This window comes from Vreelandella sp. GE22 (genome assembly GCF_968212445.1).
Genome location: NZ_OZ309110.1, coordinates 383,911 through 402,369, shown reverse-complemented (window position 1 = coordinate 402,369; position 18,459 = coordinate 383,911). Strand labels below are relative to the sequence as shown.

The 18,459-nt window shown below is 57.5% G+C and carries 15 protein-coding genes; 7 read left to right on the top strand and 8 right to left on the bottom strand.

The window, feature by feature from the left end; genetic code table 11:
• Window positions 1-11: 11 nt before the first annotated feature.
• Window positions 12-1,292, bottom strand: a complete 1,281-nt coding sequence (locus ACWHRL_RS02005; protein WP_447896141.1) for an aminotransferase class III-fold pyridoxal phosphate-dependent enzyme — start codon at window positions 1,290-1,292, stop codon at window positions 12-14.
• A gap of 377 nt (window positions 1,293-1,669) precedes the next feature.
• Here ACWHRL_RS02005 and ACWHRL_RS02000 point away from each other — a divergent pair, with 377 nt between their 5' ends.
• From ACWHRL_RS02000 to ACWHRL_RS01975, 6 genes are all read left to right on the top strand, one after another.
• Window positions 1,670-1,924, top strand: coding sequence for a DUF3311 domain-containing protein (locus tag ACWHRL_RS02000; protein ID WP_447895015.1), 255 nt, complete (start codon window positions 1,670-1,672; stop codon window positions 1,922-1,924).
• Window positions 1,924-3,441 carry a sodium:solute symporter family protein gene (locus ACWHRL_RS01995; protein WP_447895014.1) on the top strand — a complete coding sequence of 506 codons (1,518 nt, stop codon included), beginning with the start codon at window positions 1,924-1,926 and terminating at the stop codon, window positions 3,439-3,441. The genes ACWHRL_RS02000 and ACWHRL_RS01995 overlap by 1 nt, the downstream gene beginning before the upstream one ends.
• Before the next feature lie 11 nt (window positions 3,442-3,452).
• Window positions 3,453-4,310, top strand: a complete 858-nt coding sequence (locus ACWHRL_RS01990; RefSeq protein WP_447895013.1) for a FadR/GntR family transcriptional regulator — start codon at window positions 3,453-3,455, stop codon at window positions 4,308-4,310.
• Window positions 4,307-5,575, top strand: a complete 1,269-nt coding sequence (locus tag ACWHRL_RS01985) for a Zn-dependent hydrolase (RefSeq protein ID WP_447895012.1) — start codon at window positions 4,307-4,309, stop codon at window positions 5,573-5,575. Before ACWHRL_RS01990 ends, ACWHRL_RS01985 begins: the two co-directional genes overlap by 4 nt.
• On the top strand, window positions 5,575-6,984 hold the full coding sequence (locus ACWHRL_RS01980) for an amidase (RefSeq protein WP_447895011.1): 1,410 nt from the start codon (window positions 5,575-5,577) through the stop codon (window positions 6,982-6,984). Before ACWHRL_RS01985 ends, ACWHRL_RS01980 begins: the two co-directional genes overlap by 1 nt.
• Window positions 6,985-7,357: 373 nt before the next feature.
• Window positions 7,358-8,308 carry an IS481 family transposase gene (locus ACWHRL_RS01975; protein ID WP_447895010.1) on the top strand — a complete coding sequence of 317 codons (951 nt, stop codon included), beginning with the start codon at window positions 7,358-7,360 and terminating at the stop codon, window positions 8,306-8,308.
• Here the strand turns inward: ACWHRL_RS01975 and ACWHRL_RS01970 are convergent.
• The 7 genes from ACWHRL_RS01970 to asnB form a co-directional block, all read right to left on the bottom strand.
• Complete coding sequence (locus ACWHRL_RS01970; RefSeq protein ID WP_447895009.1) at window positions 8,305-8,598, bottom strand: transposase; 294 nt, start codon at window positions 8,596-8,598, stop codon at window positions 8,305-8,307. The genes ACWHRL_RS01975 and ACWHRL_RS01970 overlap by 4 nt on opposite strands.
• A 16-nt stretch (window positions 8,599-8,614) precedes the next feature.
• Window positions 8,615-8,872 (bottom strand): hypothetical protein, encoded by a 258-nt coding sequence (locus tag ACWHRL_RS01965; RefSeq protein WP_447895008.1) that lies wholly within the window; start codon window positions 8,870-8,872, stop codon window positions 8,615-8,617.
• Between the two features lie 285 nt (window positions 8,873-9,157).
• Entirely contained in the window at window positions 9,158-10,417 is a 1,260-nt protein-coding gene (locus ACWHRL_RS01960; RefSeq protein ID WP_447895007.1) for an ATP-grasp domain-containing protein, read from the bottom strand.
• Window positions 10,414-11,376: an EamA family transporter gene (locus ACWHRL_RS01955; protein ID WP_447895006.1), complete on the bottom strand. Its 963-nt coding sequence runs from the start codon at window positions 11,374-11,376 to the stop codon at window positions 10,414-10,416. The genes ACWHRL_RS01960 and ACWHRL_RS01955 overlap by 4 nt, the downstream gene beginning before the upstream one ends.
• Window positions 11,363-13,447 (bottom strand): GNAT family N-acetyltransferase, encoded by a 2,085-nt coding sequence (locus ACWHRL_RS01950; protein WP_447895005.1) that lies wholly within the window; start codon window positions 13,445-13,447, stop codon window positions 11,363-11,365. The genes ACWHRL_RS01955 and ACWHRL_RS01950 overlap by 14 nt, the downstream gene beginning before the upstream one ends.
• Window positions 13,444-14,307 (bottom strand): TauD/TfdA dioxygenase family protein, encoded by an 864-nt coding sequence (locus ACWHRL_RS01945; protein ID WP_447895004.1) that lies wholly within the window; start codon window positions 14,305-14,307, stop codon window positions 13,444-13,446. The genes ACWHRL_RS01950 and ACWHRL_RS01945 overlap by 4 nt, the downstream gene beginning before the upstream one ends.
• Window positions 14,308-14,355: 48 nt before the next feature.
• Window positions 14,356-16,221: an asparagine synthase (glutamine-hydrolyzing) gene (gene asnB, locus ACWHRL_RS01940; protein ID WP_447895003.1), complete on the bottom strand. Its 1,866-nt coding sequence runs from the start codon at window positions 16,219-16,221 to the stop codon at window positions 14,356-14,358.
• A gap of 836 nt (window positions 16,222-17,057) precedes the next feature.
• Here asnB and ACWHRL_RS01935 point away from each other — a divergent pair.
• On the top strand, window positions 17,058-18,422 hold the full coding sequence (locus ACWHRL_RS01935) for a hypothetical protein (RefSeq protein ID WP_447895002.1): 1,365 nt from the start codon (window positions 17,058-17,060) through the stop codon (window positions 18,420-18,422).
• Window positions 18,423-18,459 lie beyond the last annotated feature (37 nt).

Below are 18,459 nucleotides of genomic sequence, written 5' to 3'. Positions count from 1 at the left end.
ACTCCAATCGGTTATGCCAACGAATCCAGGGTACTTGCCACCGCATCGAACAGCCGCTCGAGCTCGGCTTCCGTGGTGCCAAACGGAGGGCCGAACTGCAGCGTATCGCCGCCGAAGCGTACGTAAAAGCCGGCTTCCCAGAGTGCCATATGGGCATCCCGGGGGCGAATGGTCGGATCGCCATCGCGCGGGGCGAGTTGGATGGCCCCGGCTAGCCCATAGTTGCGGATATCCACCACGTTCGCGCGGCCTTTTAGCGCGTGCAGCTTCGCCTCGAAGGCCGGGGCGATACCGCGCACCTGGCCGGGGAAGTCTTCACGCTCGAACAGTTCGAGCGAGGCCAGCCCCGCCGCGCAGGCCACCGGGTGGGCGCTGTAGGTGTAGCCGTGGACGAACTCGATAGCGTGGTCCGGCCCGCCGCCGCGCATGAAGGTATCGAAGATTTCACTGTTGGCGATCACCGCGCCCATGGGCACCGCGCCGTTGGTGACCTGCTTGGCCACGTTCATGATGTCCGGCGTCACGCCAAACGCCTCGGCACCGGTGCGCGCGCCGCTGCGCCCAAAGGCGGTGATTACTTCATCGAAAATCAACAGGATATCGTGCTCGGTACAGATCTGGCGCAGCCGGTCCAGGTAGCCCTTGGGCGGCACGATGACGCCGGCGGAGCCGGACATCGGCTCGACGATCACCGCGGCGATGTTCGAGGCGTCGTGCAGGGCGATCTGGTCGAGCAGCGCATCGGCAAGCTCCGCGCCGGTCTCGGCCTGGCCTTTGGTGAAGGCCAAGTTGGCTTGAAGGGTGTGCGGCAAGTGCGTGACATCCAGTAGTTGGCCGTAGTGCTTACGGTTGCCACCAATGCCGCCCATGCTCGTGCCGCCCACGTTCACACCGTGATACCCCTTGGCGCGGCCGACCAGGCGCGTCTTTTCCGGCTTACCCTTCAAGCGCCAGTAGGCCCGAGCCATCTTGAGTGAGGTGTCCGCCGCGTCCGAGCCGGAGTTGGTGAAAAAGACGTGGTCGAGCCCTTTAGGCGTAAGACTTGCGATCTTCTCCGCCAGCTCGAACGCCAAGGGGTGGCCGATCTGAAAACCTGGGGCGAAATCCAGCGAGCCGAGCTGCTTCGAAACGGCTTTTTGAATCTCTTCCCGGTTGTGCCCCGCGCCACACGTCCAGAGCCCGGAGAGCGAGTCGAAAAGCTTACGGCCCTGGTCGTCGATGTAGTAGCGCCCCTCGGCGCCGGTAATCACCCGCGGGTGAGCGCGAAAATCGCGGTTGCCGGTGTAGGGCATCCAGTAGTGCTGGTTCAGCGTTTCGCTGGCGCCTTGCTGGGCGCCAGCGTGCGAGGTCGTGGAGAGATCCGTCACGGTGGCAAACTCCATAGCGATAGGGATATGAAGTCAGCATGCGTTACGAAATACGTTTATCAAACAAGATTTCTCTTTAGTTCACGTTAGTAAATTTATACGTAATACGTGGCTATGACAGCCACGCACTCCTTGACGTTTTTTGTGAACAGCCCTAATTATTGTATTTATACGAATAAATATAAAAACCGATAAGCACGCCTACCCAGGTCAAACATCGCGGCGCCCTTGCGGCTCTCGACGGTGCTGACTGCCGCTCACAACTACGTATAAAGCGGATATCAACAAAGGGCTAATTCGTCATGAAGCACTTCCCTCCTGCCAAGCTGTGGCTGTATGGCGCCATCGCGCTTGGTTTTGTAATGCTGGAAAGCCCCCTCATCCTGGTGGCCAATCGTATCGAGCCCACGGTGCTCGGGATCCCCTTCTTCCTGGCCTGGAATCTGTTCTGGTGGCTGATGCTAACGCTGACGTTTTTGGTGGCGTATTTCACCAACTGGGGCAGCGCGGCACCGGCTCGTCGAGGGGACCACCCCGCTGATCAGGGAGAAAACTAATGTCTGGCAGCCTCTTTATCATTGCGGCCTTCATGATCATCCCATTGATCGTTGGGGTACTATCGGCCCGCCAATCCCAGGCCACCAGCGAGGACTTCTTCGTTCAGGGCCGGGCAATGGGCAGTATTGCGGTGTTTTTTACCGTGGCGGCAACCTGGTGGAGCGCCTTCGCGTTTCTGGGCTCCAACGCCACGTTCTACACCAACGGCCCGGTCTTTCTCACCGCCCTTGCCTGGAATCTCCTGTTTGGCTTCATGTATTACGCCGTGGGTAAACGGGTCTGGTTTCTGGGCAAGCGTTTCGACTATTTAACGCCTTCGGACCTGATGGGCGACTTTTATAACAGCGAGGCCCTGCGCATCACCGTGGCCGCCATCATTCTGTTTTTTACCGTCCCCTACCTGCAGATCCAGCTCACCGGCGGCGCCTACTTGATCGAAGTCGCCTCCAACGGCTTGATTCCCTTCTGGCTGGCGGCGCTGCTTTTCTACTTCATCATCATCGTTTACGTCTGGATCGGCGGTATCCGCGCCATCGCCTGGACCGATGTGATCTACGGCGCTCTGCTGTTTTTCGGCATGATGTACGCGGGCTACTACATCTCGAACCAGCTGGGTGGGCCCGTCGCGCTATTCAGCCAGCTACAGCAATCCTCGCCGGCGCACCTGACCCTGCCGGGGCCGAACGGCAACATGGGCTACCCCATGTGGTTCTCGCTGTTTGCGATTACCGCCATCGGTGCCTTCATGGGCCCGCAAATCTGGCTGCGCATGTACTCGGTCAAACACGGCAAGCTTTTCAACCTGATGCCTTTTTTGCTGGGTTTGGCAGCCATTGCCTACGTGGGTTCGGTGCTTTCGGGCTATTCCGGCGTGCTGCTGGAGCCAGGCGTGGAAAACCCCGACCAGATCCTGCCCATCATGCTGATGGAGTACGCCCCTTATTTGCTTGCCTCGCTGATCATGGCGGCGGGCGCTTCGGCGGCGATGTCGACGGCTAACTCCCAGATCCACGCGGTGTCTACCGTGGTCACCATGGATATCTACAAGCGCTACGTAAACCGGGACGCGAGCCAGATACGCATCGTGACCATCGGGCGCTACTCGCTGGTCGGCTTCTCGCTGGCTGCTTACATCATGGCGCTCACCGTGCCCGGCGTGCTGGTAACTATTGGCATTGCCGCGCTGGCGGGCACCGCGCAGCTGATCGTGCCCACCGTTGGCGCTATCGCCTGGAAGCGAGCCCACCCCACCGCCGCCCTGGCCGGCCTGTGGGCGGGCGTGGCCTGCGTACTGCTGATGACCTTTGGCCCGCTGAGCGCGCCCTTCGGTTTTCATGCCGGTATCTGGGGGCTTTTGCTCAACGTTTTACTGTTTATCGGGCTGAGCCGCGCGTTAGAGCGCCGCGACACCGAGGTGGTCGAACGCTTCACCCAAGCGCGTAGAGAGTACGATGCCGAGTACCACCCGGAGCGCCTGACCACCGATACCGCTTCCACCGCTGCGCGTAACCGGTAAGGAGCGCCTTGATGACTCACCCCGCCACGCCCGGCCGCCGCCCCAAGCTCGCCGAGCTGATCAGCGACGACATCAAGCGCTGGATCGCCGCCGAGTCGCTCGGTGAAGGCGACCGGCTGCCCAATGAAAAAGCCTTGATGGAACTCTACGGCAGCGCCAAAGCCACCGTGCGCGAGGCGCTGAAGATTCTCGAGGTCGAGGGGCTGATCACCTTGAAAACAGGCCCCAAAGGGGGTGCGGTGATCAATCAGCCGGGCATGGAACCCGCCAGCCGCATGCTGCGCAATTTTCTGCACTTTCAAAAGCTCGATAGCTGGCAGGTGTACCAGTTGCGCAAACTTCTGGAAGTGGAGCTGGCCGCCTCCGTGGTCGGTCGGCTGAGTGAGGAAGATTACCGCCAGCTCGAAGCCAATATGGCCGCTTGCGGCGGCTGTGGTGCCAGCGAGGACGATCACCGCCATCAGCGGTTTCTGGAGCTCGAGTTCCATCAGCTGCTGGCGGCCGCCTGCCCCAACCCGCTGCTGGCATTCATGTGCCGGTTTCTCAACGACATGCTGCGCGACCTGGTCGTCATCAAGAAAGCTTACGTGCCCGAACGCGGCCAGTTCGACCGGGCCAACCAGGACTACCACCGTCAATTGGTAGAGGCCTACCGCGCCGAGGACACGCCGCGCGTGCGCAAGATAATGGCCGAGCACATGGCGGATGCGGAATTTCACATGAGCGCCCTGGAAGCCGAGATGGCCGCCCAGATGCTGACCGGCAGCCTTCACGTCGATTCACATCAACGCTCCAAACTGCACGATTTGTTGACAGACAACGCTCGACCGGCGCCCTCAGCGCTTAACCCTGCGAGGAGAACAACATGACCGCGACGCAAACCACCCCAACCGACCTGACCACCGACAGCGACCGCCTTTGGGCCTCGATGATGGAGATGGCCAAGCTGGGCGAAACGCCTAAAGGCGGCGTCAACCGTCAAGCGCTCACCGACCTGGACCGCCAGGGGCGGGATTTATTCATCGAGTGGTGCAAGGCCGAAGGCTGCACGGTGCGTATCGATCGCATCGGTAACATCTTCGCTCGCCGGGAAGGCCGCGACCCGCAGGCCAAGACGGTCATGGCCGGCAGCCACCTGGACAGCCAGCCCACCGGCGGCAAGTACGACGGCGCCTTTGGCGTGCTGGCGAGCCTCGAGGTCGTTCGCACCCTGAACCAGCACGACATCAAAACCCGCGCGCCCGTCGAGATCGCCGCCTGGACCAACGAAGAGGGCTGCCGTTTTGCGCCCTGCATGATGGGCTCCGGCGTGTTTACCGGCGAGCTCGGCTTCGACGAGATGATGGCGCGCACCGATGCCGAGGGCATGACGGCAAGCGACGCGCTGGATGAGACCGGCTATCGCGGCAGCGACGACGTCTCCCCCGAGGAAATCGCGGCCTACTTCGAACCCCACATCGAGCAGGGCCCCATCCTCGAAGACACCGACACCACTATTGGCGTGGTGATCGGCGCGCTCGGCCAGCAGTGGTTCGACCTGACGCTCATCGGGTTAGAAGCCCACGCCGGCCCCACGCCCATGGATTTACGCCGCGACGCCATGATGGGCGCGGCGGAAGTCACCCAGGCGCTCAACCGTATCGCCCATGCCCACGCCCCCCACGGCCGGGGCACGGTGGGCTACATGGCGCTTCACCCGGGCTCGCGCAATGTGATCCCCGGGCAAGTGAAGATGACCCTGGACATGCGCCACTGGGAGCCCGAGGCGCTGGAAGCGATGAGCCGCGAGGTAACCCAGGCCGTCGAGGAGATCAGCAAGCGCCACGGGCTCGAGTACGAGCTCACGCCGACAGCGACCTTCGCGCCGGAGTTTTTCGATAAAACCTGCGTCGAGCGCGTTCGCCAGGGCGCCGAGACGCTGGGGCTTTCGCATCAGGAGATCATCAGCGGCGCGGGCCACGACGCTATTTTTATCAATCGCGTGGCGCCGGCGGCGATGATCTTCATCCCCTGCAAGGACGGCATTAGCCACAACGAGGCCGAAAGCGCTACGCCCGAACACGTTCACGCCGGCGCCAACGTGCTGCTTCAGGCGGTACTGGACGCGGCGGGTACCGATGAAGGGGGCGCGTGATGACCAAGCCTTCCCAGGAAACCTTCGAGACGCTGACCGCCGGTGAAGCGCTGGCGCGGTTTGGCGAAGGCACGCTCAGCCCGGAAACCCTCGTCGAGGACTGCCTGGCCCGCATCGCGCGCCACAACCCGCGGGTCAACGCCTTTAGCGTGGTCAACGAGCGTGAGGCGCGCGAACTCGCCAGGGCATCGCACCAGCGCTGGCAGCAAGGCGCGCCCTGCGGGCCGCTGGACGGCGTACCGGTAACCATCAAGGATTTGACCCTGACGAAGGGGCTGCCCACCCGCATGGGCTCGACCACCACCTCGACCGAAGGCCCCTGGGAGGTGGACGCGCCCATCAGCCGCCACCTGCGCGAGGCCGGAGCCATCGTGATCGGCAAGACCACCTCGCCGGAGTTTGGTTGGAAAGGCGTGACCGACAACCCGCTGCACGGCATTACCCGTAACCCCTGGGATACCCGGCTGACGCCCGGTGGTTCATCAGGCGGCGCGGGCGCGGCGGCGGCGCTGAACCTGGGGCTTTTGCACCAGGGCAGCGACGCGGGCGGCTCCATTCGCATTCCGTGCAGCTTTACCGGCACCTTCGGCATCAAGCCCACCTTCGGCTGGGTGCCCCAATGGCCCGCCAGCGCCATGAGCACGCTTTCGCACCTGGGGCCCATGACCCGCACCGCCGCGGACAGCGCGCTAATGTTAAGCGTGATGGCCCAGCCGGATAGCCGGGACGGCTACGCGGGCAACCCACAAGGCCCCGATTGGCGAGCACCCCCACCGGCCGACCTGAGCGGCTACCGCATCGCCTTTAGCGCAAACCTGGGTTACGTGGACGTAGCGCCGGACATCGCAAAGAAAGTGGAAGAAGCGGTCACGCACCTTGAAGCGCTGGGTGCTACGGTCGAACGCATCGACCCGGGCTTCGACAACCCGCTGGAAACGTTCAATACGCTCTGGTTCGCGGGCGCCACCCAGGCGCTTGAGAAGCTGGACGAGACACAGCAAGCGGTGCTGGACCCAGGCTTTTTGGACATTGCCCGGCGTGGGCAGGACGTATCGCTTTCAGCGTACCTAGCCGCCCGACGCGAGCGCAGCGAGCTGACCGCCCATATGGCTGCGTTTCACGAGCGCTATGACCTGCTGGTGACCCCCACCATGCCGATATCACCGTTCACCGCGGGCCATAACGTGCCGCCCGGTGGGCCTTATAAGGACTGGATGGACTGGACGCCGTTCAGCTACCCCTTCAACCTCACCCAGCAACCCGCCGCCTCAATGCCGTGCGGGCTGGATGACAACGGGCTGCCGGTGGGGCTTCATCTGGTCGCGGGGAAGTATCAGGATATGAAGGTGGTGCATGTGGCGCGGCTGTTGGAGGGAGTGTTGCCGAGGCTGGTGCCGCCTGCTGCCTGAATATCATCAATGGAGGTGAAATCCTTATTAGGATATTCAAAAAGATGGCGCTTAAGATGCTAGAGGGTGGGGGTTCGTTCTGTCATAACGCGCTGTTGTGGAGCTGAGAAAAGGCGGAAAAAAGGTCGCTGTGCAGCCGATTATTAAAGGCGCCTGCGCCAAGGACGCTCTACTCCCGGGGTGACTTAGCACAAGTATTCAGTTAGTTCGTTATCAACGTCCAGCGCGGTTTTGGCAACCTGCTGGCGATATTCTCTTAAGTTGATGATCGTGACGTAGTGAGCGTCCCTACCTTTATGGGCTATATCGCCCCTAGGTGTTTGGTCCCGGAGTGTAGTGGTTTAAGGTATGAACCCTTGTCAGAGGAGGATCCATGGCTCAGGTACTTCATCAACGCGCCACGACCACGCACGCCATCCGAGAAGACCTACAGCGATCGACGGAATCGGTCGCGACGTTGAGCCGACGCTACGGCATTAACCCTAAAACCGTACGTAAGTGGCGCAGCCGGGCGTCTGTCGAGGATGTGTGTATGGGCCCCAAGGATGCCCGCTCAACCTCGCTGACGCCGCTGGAAGAAGCCGCCGCTGTCACGTTCCGGCAGAAGACTCTGTTGCCTCTCGATGACTGCCTACATGCGCTTCAGCGCGAAATCCCTTCCCTGACCCGCTCAAGCCTGCACCCACTCTACCAGCGCCACGGTATTAGTCAGCGGCCCAGGGTTGATGAACCAAAGCGCGAGAAAAAGTCCTTCAAGCATTACCCGATAGGCTACCTACATATCGATATCAGCGAGATCCGGACAGGCGAAGGCAAGGCCTATCTCTTCGTGGCAGTGGATCGAACGTCCAAGTTCGTTCATGCACAGCTATACCAGAAGATGACAAGGCAGGTGGCCGCTGACTTCCTTGAAGCCACGCTCCAGGCGCTGCCTTATCGCGCCCATACAGTGTTGACCGATAATGGGGTGCAGTTCGCCAGGAAGGCCGGCACAGAAGCTTACAAGCCGCATATCTTCGATGTGATATGTCATTGCCACGGTATCGAACATCGTCTGACGAAACCGTTCCACCCTTGGACCAACGGTCAAGTGGAGCGAATGAACCGCACCATCAAAGAAGCGACGGTTCGAGCCTTCCATTACACCTCGTTAGGCCAGCTCCAATCCCATCTGAAATATTATCTATGGGCCTATAATAGCGCCCGACCGTTGAGAGCCCTCAAGGGCAAAACACCGATTGGATTTATTCTGGAACAATGGCAAAAAGAGCCCGACAGATTTTATGATAATCCGAACCATCACTTCGCGGGACCAAACACCTAGATTCTGTCTGAAAAGTCGGCTCTCATGCACCGTTCGATGCAGGCCAGCGTCACCATTGGTTCAAAGCTACTGGCCAGCTTATCGTAACGGGTGTTGAGCCGACGTTTTTCCTTTTGCCAGCCAAGCAGGCGTTCCACAACGTTACGCTGGCGATATTTTGGTCGGTCAAACTGATGAGGAAGACCCGGTTTCGGTCGTCGATGCATACGGCGCTGCGGGATGACTGGGCGCATGCCGTAACGTGTGCAATAACGCCGTAACGCGTCACTGTCATACCCCTTGTCTGTCACAATGTAACGACTGCGTTTACGGGGTTGACCAGAACAACCCGGCAGCCGGACGTTTTTCCAGCTGTTCCGTCAGATAAATCGAATCGGCGCGCTGGCCAGCTGACAGAGAAAAGTCGAGTTTAAAACCATGACGATCGCACACCATGTGTATCTTCTTGGTCAGTCCGCCGCAACTACGGCTGAGCTCATGATCTCCGGGCTCTAGCGGTCCCCCTTTTTGCCGGCACCGCTGGCCGACCAGGTTACGCTGATGGAGGTTGAATCTACCAGCCATGTGTCCAGATCCTTGTTGCCATCTTCACGTAGACGAAGGTAATGACGGGTCAGTATCTGATCAAACGTACCGGCTTTAGGTTCTATGGTAACGCCACAGCTTACGCGCTTCATTAGCGTGTCTATCCCTAAGCCAGCAGCATTCTGTATTATTGCCACGTCGAATTCATTGGAATCATACAGATGATTTTCAAACGTAGAAACGCAACTTTGCGCGCGGAGGGCTTGGATGCGATGGCGCACCGAAACCTTAAGCAGCTTGATGCGCAGTCATCATCGCAAGGCGCTATCGGACGCTGAATAGACGCGAGGTGCACTCCCACTCCCGGATGGTCCGGTAGTCATCGTGTAGGACATTGCTGTCAGCATGACTCATAAACACAATCCCGGGACTGGAAAACAGGTCTACCGTCTTGACCACCATGTCGCCTTCTTTCGGAGCGCGCTGAAGCCAAGTCTTGCTTTTGAGCGTCTTGAGCAATTCATCGTACGTTGATCGCGCGACCACGCCTTCCTGATTGGAGATGAACTGCACTTGGTGTAGCGGATAGCGGTGAGATTGCCAGGTCCGTATAATGTCATCGATGGTCGACTCTCCTTCACTGACAAGCTTGCCCATCAGATCCAGCTGGCTGGCGCCGACCGCGTAGTTTGCTGCCGAACGATTCAGCCCGCCAGACAAACGTGAGGCACACTCGATTAGCGTTGGACCGTCGGCGGTCACGATCAACTCGGTGTGGTTGGCCCCGTAGCGGATGCCCAGTGCATCCAGCACACCGTGGACATATTCGACAATATCTTGCATTTCGAGCGAAGTCGGATCTAACAGCACGGCACGATCATAAATCCAACCTCCGCCCGGTGCTGGCAGCTTGTCGGCGCGCCAGATTTCAGTGATTAAATGCTTACCATGACCGCTGACGCCGTTAATGAAATACTCCGGGCCGACCAGCAGGCGCTGAGCCAAGACTGCGTTGTTGCGTTCACCTAATTGATTGACAGTGCCGAAGAGCTTGTCGAAGCTTTCGAGCAGTTCGCGCTGATCGGCACAAAAAGTCACCGAATCGGTGCCCGCACTGGCCTGGGGCTTGATCACCACCGGCCAGGCGCCGAGCTTGGCCCACGCGCTCAGGGCATCGCGGTCAATAGCCAGGAAATGATCCATGCTGCGCAGGCCGGTAGCCTTAAGGCGCTCGTGCATGGTGTATTTGTCACGTCGGGCCAGACTGGTCGAAGGGTCGTTGCCCGGCAGTTGCAGAGCAGCAGCTAGGAGGTCGGCTACTATTACCCCGCTCTCGGTCCCTGGCAGTACCGCTGCTGGATGCCAAGCTTCTAAGTCGGAAACCAGTGACTGGATGTCACCCTGATATTCGAATTGCGCGACATACTCATCCTTGTTGTATGTACGCAGGTAGTATTCCGGAGGGTTGGCTGAACTGCTTACGTGCACGCACTTCCAGCCAAACCCAGCCATCAGTGTCGGCACTTGTGAGCCCGACGAATAACCATCAACTACGATGAGGATCTTTTTCTTGGCTTGAGTCATTTTCTATCTCCTTTGAATTTCATCCACGTGCCAAACACTGTGAATATCGCGATCACGGAGCAGCCTAACGCAGAGGCCATCGACCAATGTATCCTCACATCGAATACTTGAAAGACGTAGGTGAGTAGCGGTGCCCACGCGAGTAGCGCAGCCACGATAAAGGGTTCCGAAAGCAGGATGCCACGCTGCAGCAACCATAACGGAATAATCACCCCGAGCAGGGTCGCAATCGCCAAGCCGCCGACTTGCGTGCTGGAGGCCATCACAAAGCCAGGACCGCTGTTGGTCAATACTGCGGCAACAATGATCAGCAGATAGAAACGGTGGGCCATGATTCGCGTAGCGGTCCAGCTGCGTTCGCCCAGTTGCTTGGTGGCAATGGTGTTCAGCGCCTGGGATGTGCCGCCGGCCGCGGCGGCGGTGAGGCCGATCAGGGTGTCACTGACGTTGATTGGACGAATTCCCGCCAGTCCCACCAATGACGCCCAGGCCAGCAATGCCGCACCGGACAGGATGCCCGCCGCCACCGCGTAGGTGTAAAGCGGCAGCTGTCGCCGACGCACCACCCGCTCTAACAGGATCGTGCTCACCGGGCCGAGTCCGCCCATGATTGCGCTAACGATTGCCGGTTCGATATAGCGCAAGGCATAGAAATAGCCGATCCAGTTCAAGGCAGTAGTGAAATTCAGGACGGTCAGCGGGCCTGCAGCGTTAGCGTCGATTGCCAGTCCACGCGTACCGGAACTGAGCAACAAGCGCATCAGAAAGAAGCCGCTGGTGATGACGAAACTCCAAAACAAGAAGGTAAACGGATGTAGCTGCTGCAGCAGATTGCCGGAAAAAACCGCGTTCGCGTTGGCCAATACTAGGAACGCTGCTATGTACAGAATCCCTGCCCCCCCGACCCAGCGGCTGCTTGGTTTGGCGAAGCCGGTCTGGCTTGCATCAGGCTTGTTCACTGACAGCCTTCTCCATGAATACGCTCAGAGGGTCTTCTCGATAATCAGCGAAGGGTCCGCGATCACTAAACCCCGCACGATGATATAGCGAAATCGCTTCAGGTTGATTTATGCCGGTTTCCAGCAACAGTGTTCTGGCACCATTGCGCCGGGCCAGTTGCTCCAGATGCTTGAGCAAGCGCATACCGACTCCACGACGGCGGGCCTTGTCGGCAACAAACATACGCTTGAGTTCGGCGTCACCGTCGCCGATGCTCACAACCGCACCACAGCCGAGCACCTGGCCGCTGTGCAACTCGCGGGCGACGACGAAGCTAACACTTGGCCCTTTGAGCTGTGTCACGTCAAGCATGTGCACACTTTCAGCGGGATACAGTGAGCGCGCATAATCCTCAGACCGTTGTAGTAGCGCAGCAACCTGCAGCTCCTCGGGGTCGCCTTCATCGATGCTGAACAATTCCTGCCCAAATGTCGACGACGACGCGTGATCCTGTAGCACCATATCCGCACCTTTCTCGGCGATCATCAGGGACGCGGCGTTGGTGTTGCCCGAGACCATCGTCGGCATGATTGAGGCGTCGATCACCCGCAGACCTTCAAGGCCACGCACACGCAGGCGGTAATCGACCACGGCCATCTCATCAGTGCCCATGCGGCAGGTTCCGACCGGATGGTAGGAGGTGTCACCCTGGGTGCGGACAAACGCCAACAATTCTTCGTCTGATTCGATCTCGGTGCCCGGCGACAACTCGTGGTCACAGTAGGCCCGCAATGCCGGTTGCGCAGCGATCTCGCGCAGGATGCGCATACCCGCAATCATCCGCCGCTGATCCTCTTCATGTTCTAGGAATCGCGACTCAATGACTGGCGCCACCGACGGATCGCTGGAATGGATGTGGATGCTGCCAGTAGATTCCGGTCGCAGCGGATATACCCCCATCGTCATACCAGGCAATGTATCCAGTCGACGACTGGAACCGGGCCCATAGCTGGCCGGTGCAAAATGGAACTGCAAATCGGGCCGCGGCTCTTGCTCGCGGGATTTGACAAAGCCATGCCCTAGAGCAATCGGTAGGCTCAACACCCCGCGACGGCGCGTCAGGTAGTGCAAGGCTTCCTTGAATAAGGCGAAACCACGAGTGCGTTCATTGAAGGTGATTTTCTGACGAATGCGCCACTTTAGACGAGATGCAAAGTGATCGCGAAAGTTCTCACCGACGCCGTATAGCACATGCTGTACAGCGACACCGGCTTTTTCCAGCACCTCGGGTATGCCAATTCCCGATAGCTCCAGCAGTTGAGGTGACTGAATAGCCCCCGCACTGAGTATAATTTCACGCCGGGCTCTAGCGAACTGCAATGTGCCGGAGAGATAATCGACGCCAATGCAACGCTTGCCTTCCATACGCAGTTTTTGAACGGGTGCCTCGGTGATAACCGTCAGGTTTGCACGCTTGCGTGCCGGCAGCAGGTATCGACCATAAGCCGAGGACCGCTGCCCCCGATTATGGTTGACTTGGTAATAGCCAAAGCCTTTCTGCTCGCCGCTGTTGTAGTCGGGGTTACGCGGATATCCTGCTTCGCTGGCGGCTTCAAGAAAGGCGTCGCACAGTTCGTCGCTCTCACGGGGCAGCGCCACATGGATTGGTCCGTCTTGACCGCGGGCCGCGCCGTGCACGTCGACACTAGTTTCCAGACGTTTGAAATACGGCAGAACCTCATCCCAACTCCAGCCCGCATTCCCATGTTTTTCCCACTCATCATAATCCTCGCGCTGACCACGTACGAAAATCATGCCGTTAATTAGGTTCGACCCGCCCAGTAAACGCCCCCGGGGGATCTGCAGACGGCGTTCGCCCAGCGTTGGATCCGGCTGGGTTTCAAAGCACCAGTCGTACTTCGGATTGCCCATTAGAAGGACTTCGCCTACGGGAATTGACAACAAGGGGCTACGTCGTTCGGCGCCGGCTTCGATCAGCAGTACTTGGATATCCGGGTTTTCACTCAAGCGTGCCGCCAGCACGCAGCCAGAGGCACCCGCCCCGACAATTATGTAGTCATATTCGCTCATGCAGGATGGTTCCTGTCCCGAGACTCGGCTATGCGGGCGCCGATGGTAGTGCGATGCAGCAGACGACGATGTTTATCATCGTACACCGTGGCTTTGTGCATAGCGCTGCGGTTGTCCCATAAGATGATGTCTCCCGGCGTCCAGACGTGTCGGTAAGTAAATTGTGGCTGCACCGAAAACTCTTGGAGGAACGTGACCAGTGGCGCACTTTCCTCCAGCGGTAATCCTTCGATACGCCAAGGCACATTACCGCCGGCGTAAAGCGCCTTGCGCCCACTGACCTCATGACGACGCACCAACGGTTGCGCAACGTCGACCCATTCGGCCAATTCCTGCTCCGAGGGCGCAGGTCGGTCGGGATAATTGTAGGGCCGCGACTGAGCTCGGCTGATGACCACCTTGAGGTGTTCGATGCGATGTTTGACTGCTTCAGGCAATGCCTCGTATGCGGCAAACATGTTTGCAAACCAGGTGTCGCCACCCTCCGGCGGGGTTTCCAATGCGTGTAGCATCGATCCTGCCGGTGGTACCTCCAGGTAGTGGCCGTCGGTGTGCCAAACCCGGCCACTAACGGGTGAGCCGATTAGCTTCCCATTATTGGTAATATTCGACAGTATGAGTATTTCCGGCTGGGTCTTTTCACTGAATTGCGAGCGTGTATAGCTCACCAATTCGCCGAAATTGCGACTGAATTCCAACTGCTGCTCAGGGCTCATAGACTGTCCGCGAAACAACAGGATGGTGCTGCTGATCCAGGCGTCGTAAAGCGCTTCTATAGTGTCGTCACTAAGCTTGGCATTGACATCGATGCCGCGGACCTCGGTACCGATTGAATCGGTAATAGGAACAAATTCAAGCATGCCACCTCCTTATTTTTCTTAAGGCCACACTTCCGTGCTGCCTGTGTCTTACACCACGACCCGGTTGTCGATGATCCAACGATGCATCTCCACTAACTGGATCAACAGATGAGCCGGGCTGGCCCCGCCTGGTAGCATCGATGCGTTAAGCTGATTCGCTGCAATCTGTTCGATCAGTGCGCTCAGGCGTGGGGTGTCGAACATCCATGCAATAGGCGATTTCGGATTCGTAGCGATCCAGCGCGCTTCGCTGATCAGTACCCTGTCGTACTCGGTATCCTGAATGTGCGGGTATGCGCTTTTTTTGCGCGATAAGGTAGTTGGCGGCAAGATGTCGTTCATCGCCGCCTTAAGCAAACCTTTGACCCCACCCCGGGACTTCATTTCCCATGGCACGTTCCATACATACTGGATCAATTGCGGATCACAGAATGGCACCCGCACTTCTAGGCCTTGGGACATGCTCATTCGCTCCTTGCGATCAAGGATCACTGACAACGGCCCAGACATGCCGAGGAACAAAGCTTCGCGTATGCGTGCTGCCTCGGTACTTTCCCCTGGCAGACGCGGCACCTCACTCAGCCAGAAGTCGTAGCGGGCACGCTCGTCCTCTTCCACCCGCTGCGCAGTGGTTAGGGAGGGCGACAGATAGTCGGCCAGCTTCGGACCATCCCCCAGCCAAGGGAACTGCGCACGGGCTAGTAATTGAGGTTTGAAATAATAGGGATAGCCCCCGAAGATCTCGTCGGCGGCCTCACCGGTCAATGCCACCGAGCAATTGTTGCGCATGCGTTCGAACAGAAGATACATCGACGCATCAAACTGGCCCCAACCAGGTAATCCGCGTGCCACACGCGTAGCCGGAATGACATTAAGCAAATCCTGCATGGTCGCACTGAGCGTCGTATGGCGGGTGCCTATGTGTTCAGCAGCCAGTGCGGCGAATGGCGCATCGATGTCCGGCCGCAGTTCGGTTGAGGTAAAGGCATCTTCGTCCGTGTCGAATTTGAGGCAAAACGTATCGAGTGCTGAACCTGCGCCTCGAGTCGCCAGTTGTTTCATCACCAGCGCGGCAACCGACGTAGAATCGATCCCGCCGGACAACATCGCTGCGCATGGCACTTCATGCTCATACTGACGCGCTACAACTTCCTCGAGCAACTCGCGTACATGATTGGCAGTCTGCTCGAAGTTATCGGTATGTGGGGCGCTCTCGAGCTGCCAGTAGCGCGCTTGTGTATGGCCGCGTTCGCTGAAGCTTAATACACTGGCCGGTGGCAGTTCGCGCAGGCCTTGCAAAGGGGTTTCGCCTGGTAGTGTCATTCGCGGCTGCAGCACTATTGCCAACGCACTAGTGTCCAGTCTGGCGGTAAATTGAGGATGAACCTCAATAGCCGTGGGGATGCTGGCGAAAATGATTCCACCGTCGGTCAGCGTATAATAAAGCGGTTGCAGGCCGAGACGATCACGGGCCAGCAACAGCTCGCGTTTCTGGCCATCCCAAAGAGCAATAGCGAACATACCTTCAAGGTGCTCGACGAAGCCTGCCCCCCATCGTACATAGGCTCGGCGAATGATCTCGGCGTAAGACCAGCGATCCGGTTTCGGTCCGAGGTCGGCGAGTTCCTGCTGAAGTTGCCCAGCGTTATAGATTTGCCCAGTATATATAATGGCCGTGGTAGCGCCGCAAATCTCGCTAATCCAAGGCTGTTCATCGAAGTCGTAGCGTGAGGTCAGAGTACGACAATGTCCTAGCGCAAGCTCCGGGCCGACCCACACTCCTTGCCCATCAGGACCACGTCCGGCCATAGCATCGATCATCTTTAAAACAACCCTATGAACTTCCGAACGAGGCAGGTTCGCTTGTTGCCCAACACCGTGACGCAGGTCTACCCAGCCGGCCATACCGCTCATATAACGCTCCTTTCGTTTTATTTACCGGGCAATGCCTTAATTGGCAAGGTAATCTCCATTTAGATCACATGTTAGTGGCCAACAGGCAAAATATAATAGATCGCTTTTTGTTTTTATCTATTTATTCGCTCGAACTCAAGCCATCTTTTACAAATTATTAAGTAAAATTTCACTCCATAAGCCTAACTAATTGTATTTATAGAATTTATCAACTATGTATTCTTTATGAAACGAAATTTCAAAAAATGCTCCAATATGGTGCACGCTAAACCACATACCTTTATCTATGCACCAAAATGGTAGCGGCATATATAGCAAATTCTTTTTTATTAATAACTGACGCGCTTAGCACAGTGAAAGAAAATATTTAACGACAAGCCTCATAATAATTTGCATATAAGTTATTGATTTCTAAGTTATTTTTTTAAAATAACTTAGAAAGATCGCACTGATTAATTTTTTTTGTCTCATTGCTTGTGCTAAAAAAAAAATAACGCTAATCTCCGAAACAAGTAGTTGAAGTTGAAATTTGTTTCAAATCTTCAAGTGTTAATGAATAAAGAGGTGTATACTTATACCCATATATTCTTTATTTTTAGGCCGTTAGCGTTGCGCCATCTGGCATTGTTAAGTTTGAACGTTAGTGCCAACATGGCCGACGTTAGCCAACAAGCCAAGGCTATGCCGACTTAATCTGCGTATCACATTTGCCATCAATTGCATGGTTGTCAGTATTAATGCGCAGAAGCCACTACTCCACTCCGTCTATCCGCGCGTACTTGCGTCTTAATGATAGCGAAGTGTTTTCTGCCGTACTTCAGCATGTAGGGGTAACTATGAGCGTGAACCGGTTCGACTATTTTGGAAATCTTGCCAAGGCCACCACTTACCGTGGTTATCGCAACACGTTCTGGCCCCCATCTGACAGTTACCAGCTAATTTCGCTCGACCTGACCTCAGCTAACCCAAGTCTGGATGGCGCCTGGCAAGACTGTTTGGACTTGCTTAAGACCGCGATTGATGAGCAATGGCGCTATGCCAAAGTTCACGGCGTGCCAGAACGGACCCGCTTAAGCGACCCGCGCCCTGTGGCCCTGGCTCTGCGGGCGCTGGGTGATAATTTGCAGAGCACGAATGATCGCCAAGCCTTGCTACTCAGGGCGAAGGCCATTGAATTCGGTTACGACGACGAAATACTCAAGACCCTTTCTGGCCTGCAAGAAGATATTGCACTGGTCGCAGGGCAGTTGGCCACTTGGTATGGCAAGCAGAAGGGAGGATTACCGAGCGCCTTTGGCTGCCAGCGCAATTCGGAGCGGCAACAGGACGTAGAATTGGCCATGGCGATGGTGGATCAAGTGCCCGCGTACCTCAGGAGTCTGCATACCCATTTGCGACTGGGCGATGTGCCCGCCTTCGCCGCCACCGATCTGTTTTTCATGGCCGGCGAAGGCAACCTTCATCCTAAGCATGTCGCCTACTTCCTCCCGGAAGACGAAGGCATCAAACGCTCGCCATTCAAGAAGACCTATTACTTTGCTAACACCCACGCAGCGATGGTCGAGCATCTAGCGACGCCGCTAGCCCAGCACTTCCTAGCGACCGGAACCCACTTTGACGTTACGAGCGAGCCTCTGCGCCGCATCCCGACACTGGGAGTGCTTAGCCATGAACTCGGCCATTTCGTCCATCGCAAAGAGACTGCCTACTCGTCTTTGAACGACGCTAATCGCTGGGCCTCTGTGGTGTTGCAAGAAGTCTCAGCGGATGTCTTCGGCATCCTAATCTTTGCCGAGGTCTGGGCGCCTGCACTGCAGATCCCGCCCGAGCAAGTGCTTGAATACTACCTAGGAGAGTGCCTGCGTTACCTCAACCGTGGACTTGGGCTTTTCCCTGACTGCGATGGGATGTACCTGCAATTATCTTATTTCGTCCAGCTTGGCGCCCTGACACTGAAGCATGAAGGTGGGCAATCCGTGCAACTGCTGGTCGATCACGGCGCCTTGCTCGCCGGCTTGCGATCGCTAGCTCGAGTGCTATCCGACGCCCTGCTTGCGGGCAATCCGGAGACGGCTGTTGCCTTTTACCAGTTTTACGGACCGGCACGTCTGCAGCCGTTGCAGCCGCTGATCACTGCGCTGGCCAAGACGCCAGCGCAGTCCATCGAATATGTGCAAGAGCCTGTAAGTGTACTTATGTAAAGCGACGCAATGTGATTTCACCCCCCTCTAGGCAAGG

Coding starts and splice junctions, on each gene's coding strand:
- asnB (WP_447895003.1), bottom strand. CDS start 16,221: ATGAGCGGTATGGCCGGCTGGGTAGACCTGCGTCACGGTGTTGGGCAA.
- ACWHRL_RS01990 (WP_447895013.1), top strand. CDS start 3,453: ATGACTCACCCCGCCACGCCCGGCCGCCGCCCCAAGCTCGCCGAGCTG.
- ACWHRL_RS01950 (WP_447895005.1), bottom strand. CDS start 13,447: ATGAGCGAATATGACTACATAATTGTCGGGGCGGGTGCCTCTGGCTGC.
- ACWHRL_RS01975 (WP_447895010.1), top strand. CDS start 7,358: ATGGCTCAGGTACTTCATCAACGCGCCACGACCACGCACGCCATCCGA.
- ACWHRL_RS02000 (WP_447895015.1), top strand. CDS start 1,670: ATGAAGCACTTCCCTCCTGCCAAGCTGTGGCTGTATGGCGCCATCGCG.
- ACWHRL_RS01985 (WP_447895012.1), top strand. CDS start 4,307: ATGACCGCGACGCAAACCACCCCAACCGACCTGACCACCGACAGCGAC.
- ACWHRL_RS01995 (WP_447895014.1), top strand. CDS start 1,924: ATGTCTGGCAGCCTCTTTATCATTGCGGCCTTCATGATCATCCCATTG.
- ACWHRL_RS01960 (WP_447895007.1), bottom strand. CDS start 10,417: ATGACTCAAGCCAAGAAAAAGATCCTCATCGTAGTTGATGGTTATTCG.
- ACWHRL_RS01965 (WP_447895008.1), bottom strand. CDS start 8,872: ATGGCTGGTAGATTCAACCTCCATCAGCGTAACCTGGTCGGCCAGCGG.
- ACWHRL_RS01945 (WP_447895004.1), bottom strand. CDS start 14,307: ATGCTTGAATTTGTTCCTATTACCGATTCAATCGGTACCGAGGTCCGC.
- ACWHRL_RS02005 (WP_447896141.1), bottom strand. CDS start 1,292: ATGCCCTACACCGGCAACCGCGATTTTCGCGCTCACCCGCGGGTGATT.
- ACWHRL_RS01935 (WP_447895002.1), top strand. CDS start 17,058: ATGAGCGTGAACCGGTTCGACTATTTTGGAAATCTTGCCAAGGCCACC.
- ACWHRL_RS01980 (WP_447895011.1), top strand. CDS start 5,575: ATGACCAAGCCTTCCCAGGAAACCTTCGAGACGCTGACCGCCGGTGAA.